The organism is Microbacterium xerophyticum (genome assembly GCF_053543555.1).
Map to the genome: position 1 here is coordinate 152,542 of NZ_JBLVOB010000005.1, position 12,123 is coordinate 164,664.

15 protein-coding genes are annotated in these 12,123 nt (G+C 69.2%); 8 read left to right on the forward strand and 7 right to left on the reverse strand.

Annotated elements, in window-relative coordinates:
- Positions 1-39 precede the first annotated feature (39 nt).
- Entirely contained in the window at positions 40-930 is an 891-nt protein-coding gene (locus ACNPNP_RS05215; protein ID WP_448965003.1) for a PHP domain-containing protein, read from the reverse strand.
- A 98-nt stretch (positions 931-1,028) separates the two neighbouring features.
- On the opposite strand from ACNPNP_RS05215, the gene ACNPNP_RS05220 reads away from it, so the two are divergent.
- Positions 1,029-2,045, forward strand: coding sequence for an endonuclease/exonuclease/phosphatase family protein (locus ACNPNP_RS05220; RefSeq protein WP_448965004.1), 1,017 nt, complete (start codon positions 1,029-1,031; stop codon positions 2,043-2,045).
- A gap of 94 nt (positions 2,046-2,139) precedes the next feature.
- Here the strand turns inward: ACNPNP_RS05220 and ACNPNP_RS05225 are convergent, their stop codons facing one another.
- Entirely contained in the window at positions 2,140-2,529 is a 390-nt protein-coding gene (locus ACNPNP_RS05225) for a DUF3054 domain-containing protein (RefSeq protein WP_448965005.1), read from the reverse strand.
- Between the two features lie 36 nt (positions 2,530-2,565).
- Between ACNPNP_RS05225 and ACNPNP_RS05230 the strand changes: the two genes are divergently transcribed.
- Together ACNPNP_RS05230 and ACNPNP_RS05235 are read left to right on the forward strand one after the other, a co-directional pair.
- Positions 2,566-3,978, forward strand: coding sequence for an aminopeptidase P family protein (locus ACNPNP_RS05230; RefSeq protein ID WP_448965006.1), 1,413 nt, complete (start codon positions 2,566-2,568; stop codon positions 3,976-3,978).
- The gene (locus ACNPNP_RS05235) at positions 3,978-4,619 is read left to right on the forward strand and encodes a YdcF family protein (RefSeq protein WP_448965007.1); all 642 of its coding nucleotides are present in this window, start codon (positions 3,978-3,980) and stop codon (positions 4,617-4,619) included. The genes ACNPNP_RS05230 and ACNPNP_RS05235 overlap by 1 nt, the downstream gene beginning before the upstream one ends.
- On the opposite strand, the gene ACNPNP_RS05240 is transcribed toward ACNPNP_RS05235, so the two are convergent.
- The 4 genes from ACNPNP_RS05240 to ACNPNP_RS05255 form a co-directional block, all read right to left on the reverse strand.
- Positions 4,613-5,278: an SDR family oxidoreductase gene (locus ACNPNP_RS05240; protein ID WP_448965008.1), complete on the reverse strand. Its 666-nt coding sequence runs from the start codon at positions 5,276-5,278 to the stop codon at positions 4,613-4,615. The two genes, ACNPNP_RS05235 and ACNPNP_RS05240, sit on opposite strands and share 7 nt — an antisense overlap.
- A 19-nt stretch (positions 5,279-5,297) precedes the next feature.
- A complete protein-coding gene (locus ACNPNP_RS05245) occupies positions 5,298-5,945 on the reverse strand; it encodes an alpha/beta hydrolase family protein (RefSeq protein WP_448965009.1) in 648 nt (215 codons plus the stop codon).
- Positions 5,942-6,724 carry a DUF4870 domain-containing protein gene (locus ACNPNP_RS05250; RefSeq protein WP_448965010.1) on the reverse strand — a complete coding sequence of 261 codons (783 nt, stop codon included), beginning with the start codon at positions 6,722-6,724 and terminating at the stop codon, positions 5,942-5,944. Before ACNPNP_RS05250 ends, ACNPNP_RS05245 begins: the two co-directional genes overlap by 4 nt.
- 70 nt (positions 6,725-6,794) lie before the next feature.
- Positions 6,795-7,556, reverse strand: a complete 762-nt coding sequence (locus ACNPNP_RS05255) for a YflT domain-containing protein (protein WP_448965011.1) — start codon at positions 7,554-7,556, stop codon at positions 6,795-6,797.
- Between the two features lie 67 nt (positions 7,557-7,623).
- Here ACNPNP_RS05255 and ACNPNP_RS05260 point away from each other — a divergent pair, with 67 nt between their 5' ends.
- The 4 genes from ACNPNP_RS05260 to ACNPNP_RS05275 are packed head-to-tail and all read left to right on the forward strand — an operon-like array spanning position 7,624 to position 11,117.
- Positions 7,624-8,892 carry a magnesium transporter MgtE N-terminal domain-containing protein gene (locus ACNPNP_RS05260; protein WP_448965012.1) on the forward strand — a complete coding sequence of 423 codons (1,269 nt, stop codon included), beginning with the start codon at positions 7,624-7,626 and terminating at the stop codon, positions 8,890-8,892.
- Entirely contained in the window at positions 8,892-9,446 is a 555-nt protein-coding gene (locus ACNPNP_RS05265; RefSeq protein ID WP_448965246.1) for a DUF1003 domain-containing protein, read from the forward strand. The genes ACNPNP_RS05260 and ACNPNP_RS05265 overlap by 1 nt, the downstream gene beginning before the upstream one ends.
- Positions 9,443-10,582: an Mrp/NBP35 family ATP-binding protein gene (locus tag ACNPNP_RS05270; RefSeq protein ID WP_448965013.1), complete on the forward strand. Its 1,140-nt coding sequence runs from the start codon at positions 9,443-9,445 to the stop codon at positions 10,580-10,582. Before ACNPNP_RS05265 ends, ACNPNP_RS05270 begins: the two co-directional genes overlap by 4 nt.
- 31 nt (positions 10,583-10,613) lie before the next feature.
- On the forward strand, positions 10,614-11,117 hold the full coding sequence (locus tag ACNPNP_RS05275; protein WP_448965014.1) for a YcxB family protein: 504 nt from the start codon (positions 10,614-10,616) through the stop codon (positions 11,115-11,117).
- 1 nt (position 11,118) lies between these two features.
- On the opposite strand, the gene ACNPNP_RS05280 is transcribed toward ACNPNP_RS05275, so the two are convergent.
- Positions 11,119-11,526 (reverse strand): twin-arginine translocase TatA/TatE family subunit, encoded by a 408-nt coding sequence (locus ACNPNP_RS05280; protein WP_448965015.1) that lies wholly within the window; start codon positions 11,524-11,526, stop codon positions 11,119-11,121.
- 89 nt (positions 11,527-11,615) lie between these two features.
- On the opposite strand from ACNPNP_RS05280, the gene ACNPNP_RS05285 reads away from it, so the two are divergent.
- Positions 11,616-12,123, forward strand: a 508-nt coding sequence (locus ACNPNP_RS05285) for an O-methyltransferase (RefSeq protein ID WP_448965016.1), incomplete at its 3' end; no start/stop codon positions are given.

Sequence of the window (12,123 nt, forward strand, 5' to 3'; positions counted from 1 at the left end):
GCTGCGGCATCCCCCCCACTGTCGTGTGCGGCGCGCCGCTCAGGCGTAGCGCGGCTCGGACCCCGTCGCGCGGTCGATGATGCGCGCCACCATCTCGTCCGAGGTGGTGTTCTCCCCCGGCCGATTCGGCTTGCCCGCACCGTGATAGTCGCTGGATCCGGTCACGATCAGATCGTGGGCGGCCGCGAGTTCGCGCAGGATCTTCTTGCCCGCCTCCGTGTTCTCCCTGTGATCGACCTCGAAACCGCCGAGCCCCGCATCGACGAGGCGCTCGATGTACGGGACGGGCATCATCCGATCGCGCCCCGACGTGACGGGATGCGCGATCACCGCCACTCCCCCCGCCCCGGTGATCAGATTCACCGCGGTGAGCGGATCCGGAGCGTAGTGCGGCTCGTAATAACCCTCCCGCGGATGCAGGATGCCGTCGAAGGCCGCCGTGCGGTCACTCACGATGCCGCGGGCGACGAGGGCGTCGGCGATGTGCGGGCGGCCGACCGTGGCGTCGCCCACCGTCTGCGCGAGGACATCCGCCCACACGAGGTCGTAGTCGCGGCCGATGTTGCGCACGATCCGCTCCGCCCTGCCGATCCGGTCACCGCGGATGCGATCGGTCTCGGCGCGCAGCGCGACGTCGTCCGGATCGAACAGGTAGCCGAGCACGTGCACGCTGCGCCATTCGTACTTCGCGGAGAGCTCCATGCCGGGCAGGAAGGTCATGCCGAGGGACGCCGAGGCATCCGCCGCCTCGTCCCACCCCGTGCTGCGGTCGTGGTCGGTGAGTGCGAGGGTGCGGATGCCGTGCGCGTGAGCCTGCCGAACCACTTCGGCGGGGGTCTCGGTGCCGTCCGAGTGGTTGGAGTGCAGATGCAGGTCGTTGGGTCCCGAGAATCTGTGCGCACCGGCGCCCTGCACCGCGTCATCCGTCATCCTCTGAGCGTATCGCGGCGCCTCGTCGGCGACGCCGGTCACGACGCGCAGTGCTCTGAACCAGAAGATTCACAGTGTGCGGCCATAGGCTCGTGGGGATGTTTCGACTCCTGGGGATCCTGCTGACGGTACTGTTCGCGATCGCGACGGCGATCGTGGTGTGGCCGCAGTTCTTCCAGCTCGAGCAGACCTTCCCGTTCGCGCAGCTCGTCGCCGTGCGCGGCGCGGTGCTCGCCGGCCTGCTCGCGATCGCCGTGGTCTCGCTGCTGCTGCTCTTCGCCAGGCCGCTGAGAGGTTTCGCCGCATCCATCCTCATCGTCGCGCTGCTGGGCGCTGCGGCGACCGGAGGGATCGGGCTCATGCGCGGCTTCGGCACGGGTGAGCTTCCTGCGAAGACCGATGCGAGCGTTCGGGTGCTCACCTGGAACACGGCTGGAGAAGCCGTGTCGGCGGAGACGGTCGCCGATGCGATCGTGTCGCAGGAGGTCGATGTCGTCACGCTCCCGGAGACCGCCGAATCGGTGGGCGAGCGCATCGCGGTCATGCTGCGAGAGCAGGGCCGTCCGATGTGGGTGCATCACGTGCAGTTCGGCGACGTGCCCAACGGCCCGCAGGCGTGGGAGACGACGATCCTCATCTCGCCGGAGCTGGGCGACTACTCCGTGATCGGCTCGTCGGAGGACGGCACGAGCAACACGAGCTCGTTGCCCAGTGCCGTCGTGATGCCGGTCAACGGCACAGGACCGACGATCGTCGCGGTGCACGCGGTCGCACCGCGCATCGATGCGATGCAGCGCTGGCAATCCGACCTGCAATGGATCGCTGACCAGTGCCCCACGGGTGATTTCATCCTCGCCGGCGACTTCAACGCGACGATCGACCACATGGCAGCGCTCGGCGTGGACGGCGGTGACATGGGCTACTGCCGCGACGCCGCCACCCGCACCGGCACCGGCGTCACCGGCACCTGGCCGGAGTCGTTCCCTGAGTTGCTCGGTGCCCCGATCGATCACGTGATGGCGAGCCAGAACTGGGAGCCGACCGGTTCGCTCGTGCTCGACGCGGCCGGCAGCGACCATCGCGCCCTGGTCGTGCAGCTCGATCCGGCCGGCTGAGTTCGCGGCAGCGCAACCGCACGACTCCGGAGAACTGCCCCGAATCCACCCGCAGGCGCATCGATCGAGCGCGATCCGCCGAAGACCTCCAGAGTCATGCGACTGGACGGCGCCGCACCCGCCGCATGATCGCCAGCACGCCGCGCCAGCCGAGCAGGAACAGCGCCAGAGTGAGAGTCGCGACGACGATGAAAGCCAGTGCGGCCCCTTGGCCGGCAGCCTCCCGCAGCGCCAGTCCGCCGATGACCGTGACCGCCCAGACGACGATGCCTGGCAGCATCCGCTCGGTGCGCACGCGGACGACCAGAGCGCTGAGATGGGCGAAGAGCACGGCCGTCAGGAACGGCCAGATCGTGTTCAGCAGGCCCGGAACGTCACTGAACACGCCTTCGGCATGAGAGAGACGCCCGATCACGCAGAACACCGTCACCAGGATCACGTCGATGATGACGACGAGGGCGACGGGCATGCGGTTCTCGGTCATGTTCCCCAGCCTAGGTCGGAGTGAGAGACTGGATGCATGAACACCGGAGAGAGCGACACGATCGCCGAGGCCCCCGTCACGAACCGCAAGCAGCCCTTCCCCCGTGGGTTCCTGGACACGATCTCCACCGGCTGGGCGGAGCGGACCGAGTCGATGCCCGCTGCGCGCCCTCAGGCGCCCTACGCGGCTGCTCGACGCGCGAAGCTCTCCGCCGCGTTCCCCGGAAAACGCCTCGTGATCGAGGCGGGCTCGCTCAAGCAGCGCAGCAACGACACCGACTACCCGTTCCGCGCGCACTCCGCGTTCGCGCACCTCACAGGCTGGGCCGCCGACGCTGAACCGGACTCCGTGCTCGTGTTCGAACCGCGTTCCTCAGAGGCAGCGGATGCCGGTCACGACGTGACCCTGTACTTCCGCGAGCGTGCAGACCGCACCACGACCGAGTTCTACGCGGACGCCACGGTCGGCGAGTTCTGGATCGGTCCCCGCCCGTCGCTCGCCGGCGTCGCCGCCGACCTGGACGTCGCCACCGATCACCTCGCCGCGTTCGAGGCGGGTGCTGACGATGTCGCTCTCGGCGATGCCGAACTCGACCGCGTCGTGTCGGAGCTCCGGCTCGTGAAGGACGAGTACGAGATCGCGGAGATGCGTCTCGCCGTCGACATCACCGCTCGTGGCTTCGACGACATCATCCACGCACTCCCCGAGGCCGCGACGCACGCGCGTGGCGAGCGGGTCGTCGAGGGCGTCTTCCACCGACGCGCCCGCGAAGAGGGCAACGGCGAGGGCTACGACACCATCTCGGCGTCCGGCCCGCACGCGTGCTATCTGCACTGGACGCGCAACGACGGCGCAGTGGTGCCAGGCGATCTGATCCTGGTGGACGCCGGGGTCGAGGCCGACAGCCTGTACACCGCCGACATCACGCGCACCCTGCCGGTGAACGGAACGTTCAGCGAAGTGCAGCGCAAGGTCTACGAGACCGTGCTCGAGGCGGCCGATGCGGCCTTCGCCGTCGCTCGGCCGGGCGTGAAGTTCCGCGAGGTGCACGAGGCGGCGATGAAGGTCATCGCGACGCGCGTCGCGGAATGGGGCGTTCTGCCGGTCAGCGCCGAGGACGCGCTCGATGCGGATGCCGGCGGCCAGCACCGTCGCTACATGGTGCACGGCACATCGCACCATCTGGGGATCGACGTGCACGACTGCGCTCAGGCGCGCCGCGAGATGTACTACGACGGTGTGCTCGAGGCGGGCATGGTCTTCACGATCGAACCCGGACTCTACTTCCAGATCGACGACCTGACCGTCCCGGAGGAGCTGCGCGGTATCGGCGTGCGCATCGAGGACGACATCCTCCTCACGGAGGACGGCGCCGTGAACCTGTCGGCGGACATCCCCCGCACGGCGGACGACGTCGAGGCGTGGATCGCGCGGGTGCAGAAGGGCTGATGCGCGGTCGCCGGAGAGTGACCCGTCTGCTGCGCGCGGGTGCCGTGCTGTATTCGGCACTCGCCGTGTGGGCGGAGATCGTGCACTGGCGGTCGAGCCACCGGTTGCTCGGCACGGCTCCGCGCCTGAGCGCCGCAGCGGACCGGGCGGGGAAGGAAGCCGTCGTGGTCCTCGGCTACGGCAATCGCGGTGAGCGGGCGAACTACGTGAACCGTTACCGGGTGCGCGCAGGCATCCGCTCGATCGATCGCACGGCCGACAGTGTGCTCGTCCTGTGCGGCGGGACCGTGCACAGCGAGGTGTCCGAAGCCGAGCTGATGGAGCGGTTCGCCCGCGACGAGCTCGAGTACACCGGACGGATCGTGCTGGAGACCGACAGCGTCTCGACGTGGCAGAACATCCGAAACGCGATCCCGCTCATCGAGCACGCCGACGCCATCAAGATCGTGTCGAACTCCCCGCACGCCGAGGTGGCGCGTGAATACCTGTGGCAGCAGCGTCCGGATCTCGCCGAACGGCTGGTCCGTGCCGACGAGCACCGCGTCGGCGAGGTAGTGCCGATGAAGATCGGGGCCGCTGCGCGGGCGGTGCTGTATCGCTGGAATCCGAAGAATGCTGCCCGGAACGCCGGAGATCAGTAGCGCGCGGAGAACCCGCCGTCGGCATTCAGCAGTTGTCCCGAGACCCATCGGCCCTCCTCCGAGAGGAGGAAGGACACGAAAGCGGCGATGTCTCGCGGCGTGCCGAGGCGCCCCAGCGGGTGCGCCGGGACCAGTTCCTGCGCGAATCCCTCCGCCATCCACCCGGTGTCGATCGGTCCCGGATTGAGCACGTTCGCAGAGATCCCCAGCGGTCCGAGTTCACGGGCGGCGGAGATCACGAGACGGTCCAGTGCCCCTTTCGACGCGCCGTAGGGAAGGTTGCCCGTGGTGTGATCGCTCGTGAGAGCCACGACCGCACCGCCGCCGGACGGGATCTGCCGCGCGAACGCCGCGATCAGCAGCAGGCTCGCACGGGCGTTGACGGCCATATGCGCATCAAAGCTCTCCGCCGTGGTGTCCAGGATCCCGGAGTTCACGTCGTGCGCGTGGCTCAGCACGAGCGCACCGATGGGCCCCCGATCGCGGACGACTTCCGCGATGAGTTCATCCGGGCCCGTGCGCGTGAAGAGGTCGCACGGGAAGTCGGCGTCCGCGAGGTCGCTCGTCGCGACCTCCCAGCCGTCGGCGATCAGTCGCGGCACGATGCCCGCGGCGATGCTGTCGACGCGAGCAGCACCGGTGACAAGGGCGAGGGGCATCACGCCATGCTATGAGATCTCAGCCCTCGGTGAACGCCGACACGAGCGGCGCGAGCGAGGCGCCCACGACCTCCGGAGCGCGCTTGTTGCCCTTCACCTCGAAGGAGTGACCGCCGCCGTCGATCCACTCGACGCGGGCATCGACGCAGGTCGCGACGACCTCCTCGAATTGCGACAGCGGCTGGATGAACGGATCGTTCGAGCCCTCCACGAACAGCTGAGGGACGGTGATCGACGGCAGATGCTCCGCACGCGGCTTCTCCGGCCGACCAGGAGGATGCAGCGGATAGCCGAGATAGACCAGTCCATCGACGTCCATACCCTCAGCGACGGCCATCGAGGCCATCCGCCCGCCGTAGGACTTCCCCGCGGCCCACAATGCCGCATCGGGATCGAGCCCACGCGCGTGCGCCACCGCCGCACGCCAGGTCGCGATCGCGTGCGCGGCAGGTCCTGGCATCCGCCTTCCCTGCTCCCGGTACGGGAAGTTGAAGCGCAGCGTCGAGAAGCCGATCGCGTTCAGCGCGTGCGAGAAGCCGACCAGGAAAGGATGCTCCATCCCCGCGCCTGCCCCGTGGGCCACGACGACCGTGCCGCGCCCGGACGCCTCCTGCCACTGGGCGGTGACCGTGGTCACGCCGTTCGGCAGGGCGACGTCGAAGTTCACGACCGGATGTACGGGATCGCGAACGGCACCCGAAGGATCTTCCCGCCCGACGCCTTGACGGTCCCGACGATGACCAGCACGACGTGCAGGATCGACACAGCGCAGTAGACGGTGAACGGGATGCCGAGGGGGAAGAATCCCGTCATGCCCTCCTCGCCGGCGAACTGCACCAGCACGATCACGTGGATGATCAACAGCACGATCGACACCGTGAGGTACGTGAGCGCCCAGTTCGCCGCGGAGCGGGCATTCTGCCGTGCGACGTCGCCCTTTCGCGCGACCGAGCCGTACACCGACGCCATCACGACCGCGGACACGATCCCGCTCAGGAACGGTATCCCGATGAAGATCAGGAAACCGAGCGCCCACGAGAGCGTGCCCGTCGAGGGTTTCGGCTGCGGATATCCGTAGGCCCCCGGCGCCCCATACGGAGCGCCATGAGCGTACGGCTGGCCGGTGGGATACGGCTGCGGCGCCACCGGGTACTGCGGCGCTGCGGGGTACTGCGGCGCCTGCGCACCGTAGTGGGGCTGGGCCGGAGGCGGCGACCCAGGAGCACCGTAGGGCGGCTGCCCCGGCACGCCGTACGCCGGCTGCGGCGGAACACCGTACGCAGGCTGCGCGGGCGCACCGTAGGGCGGCTGCGCCGGAGCAGCGTACGGCGGCTGCGCCGGAGCAGCGTACGGCGGCTGCGCCGGAGCGCCATACTGCGGCTGGCCGTGCGCAGGCGGAATCACTCCGCGCTGCGGGTCGAAGTCGGAGTCATCAGGCGTGCTCATGTGTGTTCCCTCCCGCGGTCCGTTCCGCGACGCCGATCAGGGGCTGTCGCCGGACGCACCGTGTCGTCCCTCAGGCCTTGTCGTCGTCGTTCCGCTCGTCCGCCGGCTCCGCCGCTGGTGCATCCGCCTCTGTCGCGGATTCCGCGGGAGCCGAAGCATCCACCCGCTCTCCGTAGCGCGGCGCCGCGTCGGTCGGCGTGGTGACGACGGGTGCGGGATCAGCCGGACGCGGCGGAACCACATGTCCGCCGATGCGCTCGCCCTCGGCCTGGTCGCGTGCGGCGCTCTTGTCATCCGATTCCGGCGCGATGCGCTCACCGTACCGGGGCGGCTCGTCGAGGTTCGCCGGCGGACGGACGACGGTGGTGCGCTGATCGCCGACCACCTCGCGCGCCTTCGCCAACGACGACGGCAGCACGGTCACCTCGTAATGATCCGCGGCGAGCTGCGTGACGCTCGCGAAGTCGCGGCGACGACGCACGATCGCATAGGTGATGAGGCTCATGATCATTCCGAGCGCGACGCCGATGAACACGAAGCCGACGAAGAGCTGGATCGGCGCGTCGGGGTTGCCGATCACGAGGATCGCCGACAGCAGCAGGCCGATGAGCACGCCGTTCACTGCCCCGGATCGCGCGGCTGCGGCGTACCCGAGACGACCGGTGATCCTCTCGATCGTGCGCACGCCCTGCCCCACGATCGAGATGTCCCGCGCGGGGACCTCACCGGAGATCAGCTTCGACACCGTCTTCTGCGCTGCCTCGTAGTCGCGGACGGACGCGACGGTCTCGCCCACGGCTGTGCCGGCGGCCTGGCGGTTCAACATGCTCATCTGCCCATTGTTCCACGCGACGCCCGCGCACGCCCGCGATCAGCAGGCCGGAGACTACGCTGGAAGCGTGAGCACACAACGGGTTTTCGTCGCGCGCCTGGCCGGCTGCGCCGTCTTCGACCCCGTGGGCGACCGGCTCGGCAAGGTCCGGGATGTCGTCATCGTGTACCGAAGTACCGGCTCACCCCGCGTGATCGGTCTGGTCGTCGAGATTCCCGGCCGCAGGCACGTGTTCATGTCGATCGGGCGCGTCACGTCGATCAGATCGGGCCAGGTCCTCACCACCGGCCTGATCAACGTCCGTCGATTCCAGCCGCGTCCCGGTGAGGTGCGCGTGCTCGCCGAGTTGCTCGGCCGTCGAGTCGAACTCACGGACGGCACAGGAGGGGCGGTCATCGAAGACGTCGCGATCGAGCCGAACCGGCTCGGCGAATGGAGCGTCAGCCAGCTCTTCCTGCGCAAGCCGAAGACGAGCGCCTCTCCGTTCGCCAAGGGCCCGACGACGTTCGCGGCATGGAACGAGGTCGCCGAGAAGCGTGCTCCTGGCGAATCGCAGTCCGCGGAGCAGCTCGTCGCGTCGTACTCCGAACTGCACGCCGCCGACCTCGCGACCACGCTGCTCGATCTGCCGCAGCAGCGGATGATCGAAGTCGCCGGCGAGCTCTCCGACGATCGCCTCGCCGATGCCCTGGAGGAGATGCCCGAGGACGAGCAGGTGCACATCCTCGACGGTCTCGGCGACGAGCGCGCCGCAGACATCCTCGACCAGATGGAGCCCGACGACGCGGCCGACCTGCTGGCGCAGCTGCCGAAGACGCGCCTCGAGCAACTGCTCGGACTCATGGAACCGGAGGAGGCCGAGGACGTGCGCACGCTGCTGCGTTACGGCCCCGACACCGCCGGCGGTCTGATGACGACCGAGCCCATCATCCTGTCAGCGGATGCGACGGTCGCCGAGGCCCTCGCCCTCATCCGTCGCCACGAGCTGCATCCGGCTCTCGCCGCAGCGGTGTTCGTCACCCTTCCGCCCTTCGAGACCCCGACCGGCCGGCTGCTGGGCGTCGTGCACTTCCAGCGGATGCTGCGCTATCCGCCCCACGAGCGTCTCGGCGCGATCGTCGACGAGACGATGGAGCCGATCTCCGTGACGGCATCCGCGATCGACACCGCCCGGCTTCTCGCCAGTTACGACCTCGTGTCGCTGCCGGTGGTGGATGCCGCGAATCGTCTCGTCGGCGTCGTGAGCATCGACGACGTGCTCGATTATCTGCTGCCGGATGACTGGCGCACCCAGGATGCCGATGCCGATGCCGTGCCGGAGGGGGGTGCGCGATGATGGCCAAGGCCGACCGCACCGGACTCGACGCTCCGCTCGGGCGCGGATCCTCGCGCCAGCGTCCCACCTCGCGCGACCGGTTCGGACGGTTCACCGAATGGGTCGCGAGGGCCATGGGCACGCCCGCGTTCCTGCTCATCCTCACGTTGTTCTGCGTGGCGTGGATCAGCTGGAACACGCTGCTGCCCGAACCGGTGCGCTTCGACGACGCCGCGCTCGGATTCACCGCTCTGACCCTGATGCTCTCGTTGCAGGCGTCCTACGCCGCTCCCCTGATCCTGCTCGCGCAGAACCGTCAGGATGACCGCGACAGGGTGCAGATCGAGCAGGACCGCCAGCGGTCGGAGCGCAACCTCGCAGACACCGAGTACCTCGCGCGTGAGATCGTCGCGCTGCGCATGGCCCTGGAGGAGCGCAACAACCAGGCGGTGACCAGGGACGTGCTCCGGCAGGAGCTCAAGTCGCTGCTGGCCGATCTCGACGACGAGCGCGATGACGACGCCACCGATGCGGCAGGCGGCACCGCTCCGAGCCGGAACAGTCCACGCAGATGACGCTCGTCGACCGGGTCCGTCAGGCGGTCGGCGCGGTGTCGGATCCCGAACTGCGCCGTCCGATCGGCGATCTCGACATGCTGCGCGGGATCACCGTCGACGGTGAGCACGCACGCGTCGGCATCGCCCTGACGATCGTGGGATGTCCTGCCGCTGACCGCATCGAGAGCGATGTCCGCCGCGCCGCGGCATCCGTCGCCGGCATCGCCGACGTGACGGTCGATGTCGGGGTGATGACGCCGGCGGAGCGCAAGGCGCTCACCGAGAAGCTCCGCGACGGCAGGCCGGCACGGCAGATGCCGTTCGGCCCTGATTCCCTGACGCGCGTGATCCTCGTCTCCAGCGGCAAGGGCGGTGTCGGCAAGTCGACCGTCACGGCGAATCTCGCGGTCGCACTGGCTGCGCGGGGCCTCGCCGTCGGCCTGGTCGACGCCGATGTGCACGGGTTCTCCATCCCAGGCCTGCTCGGGATTCCGGCGGGCACGCAGCCGACGCGCATCGACGACCTGATGCTGCCGCCCGTCGCCCACGGCGTGAAGACGATCTCGATCGGCATGTTCCTGCGCGACGGCGAAGCGGTCGTCGCCTGGCGGGGACCGATGCTGCACCGCACCGTGCAGCAGTTCCTCACGGACGTGTTCTTCGGAGACCTCGACGTGCTGCTCATCGACATGCCGCCCGGCACGGGCGACATCGCGATCTCGATCGGTCAGATCCTCCCCCACGCCGAGGTGCTCGTCGTCACGACGCCGCAGACCGCGGCATCCGACGTCGCGATCCGCAGCGGGCTCGTGGCGAGGCAGACCGGTCAGCGCGTGATCGGGGTCGTCGAGAACATGGCGGCCTTGACGCTCGCGGACGGCACAGTGGTCGACCTGTTCGGTTCGGGTGGAGGGGCGGAGGTCGCCGCCGCGCTCTCGGAGAACCAGGAAGGCGCAGCGCCGGTCCCCCGCGTACCGCTGCTCGCCTCCATCCCCCTGAGCCCAGCGCTGCGCACGGGCGGCGACAGCGGCGTGCCGGTCGTCCTCGGTGAGCCGTCGGATGCCGCGGCACAGGCCATCAGCGGCCTCGCGGACGCGCTCGCCCATCAGGGCAGAGGGCTCGCGGGCAGGTCCCTGCCGATGTCCCTGTCATGACGGCCAGGCATCGTCGTGAAAGACTCGTGGGGTGACCAGCGATTCCCCTCCGCGCTCCATGACCGTCGACCCCGAGCTGGTGCGCGGCATGACGGCTGACGCGACGCTGTACTCCCTGACCAGACCGCTCGCGCTGATCGCGTACACGGCGCTGCTCGCCGCGTTCGTCCTCAACGCGATCGTGCTCTCCGCCATCGGCGGCGCGGACGAGGAGCAGACGACGACTCTGACGTGGACGCTGGTGGCGATCGCGGCATTCGCCGTCGCGTCGATCGTTTTCACCAGGGCGCAGGTGCGACGCGCGATCTCGGCGGCGATGCCATCTGGTTCCTCGGTGGCCGTGAGCGTCGGGGAGCAGTCGATCAGACTCTTCGCCAAGAACGGGGTCTCCGACATGGCCTATTCGACCTTCCGTGCCGTGCGGGTGGGCCGCCACGCGGCGATCCTGCAGCTTCGCGGCGCATCGGTCGTGACGGCCGTTCCTCGAGCCCTGCTGAGCGATGACGACATCGCCCGGCTGAAATCGAAGATCTGAGTCAGGTCGCCTCGAGGTCGAAAGGCGGAGGCGTCTCGCTGGTGAACGCCGGACGCACCAGCGGGGATCGCGGAGGATCGAGCACGGGCGTCGCAGCACTCGCCACTGCCGCACCGCCCGCGACGGCGGCGGCGGATGTCGCGGCCGCAGGCGCGTCGTCCATCAGCGCGTCGCGGATGATCCGGCGGGGATCGTACTGACGCGGATCGAGCTTGCGCCAGTCGACGTCGTCGATCTCAGGGCCGATCTCGTCGCGCATCTTGCTCTTGGTGTCGCGGAGGTACTCACCGGCTCTGCGGACGAAGCCCGCGAACGTCTCGGCGGCCTTCGGCAGGCGCTCGGGACCGATGATGACCGCCGCGAGCACACCGATGAGCAGCAGCTTCTCGAAGGTCAGACCGAAATCCATGTACACAGGCTACTACCCGCCGCGCCTGCCTCCGTCTGCCCCCGCTTGCGAATACTCTGAGTCAAGCAGCAATCCACGGGAGCAAGGTCATGAGCGAGAACGACGCGAACGCACGCTACATCCGCGAGGCCATCATCGAGCCCACCGCCATCGCACGCGCGCGGACCCACGCGGTCGAGCTGGGAGCGGCGCCGGTCAGCGCCGCCGTGGGGGCGCAGCTGGCCGTGCTGGCGGCAGCCTCTGCCGCGCGCTCCATCGTCGAGGTCGGCACCGGCGCCGGGGTATCAGGGCTCTGGCTGCTGCGAGGGGCGCCGCAAGCCGTGCTCACATCGATCGACAACGAGCCGGAGCACCTCGCGGCCGCCCGCCGCAGCTTCAGCGAGGCGAAGGTGCCACCGACCAAGGCGCGATTCATCACAGGTCGTGCCGCCGACGTCCTGCCGCGCATGAACGAGGCCTCCTACGACATCGTGCTGATCGACGCGGATCCCGAGAACGTCATCGAGTACGTCGAGCACGGGCTGCGGCTCGCCCGCACCGGCGGCCTCGTGCTCGTCCCCCGCGTTCTCGCCGGCGGCAGGGCCGCCGCCCCCGTGC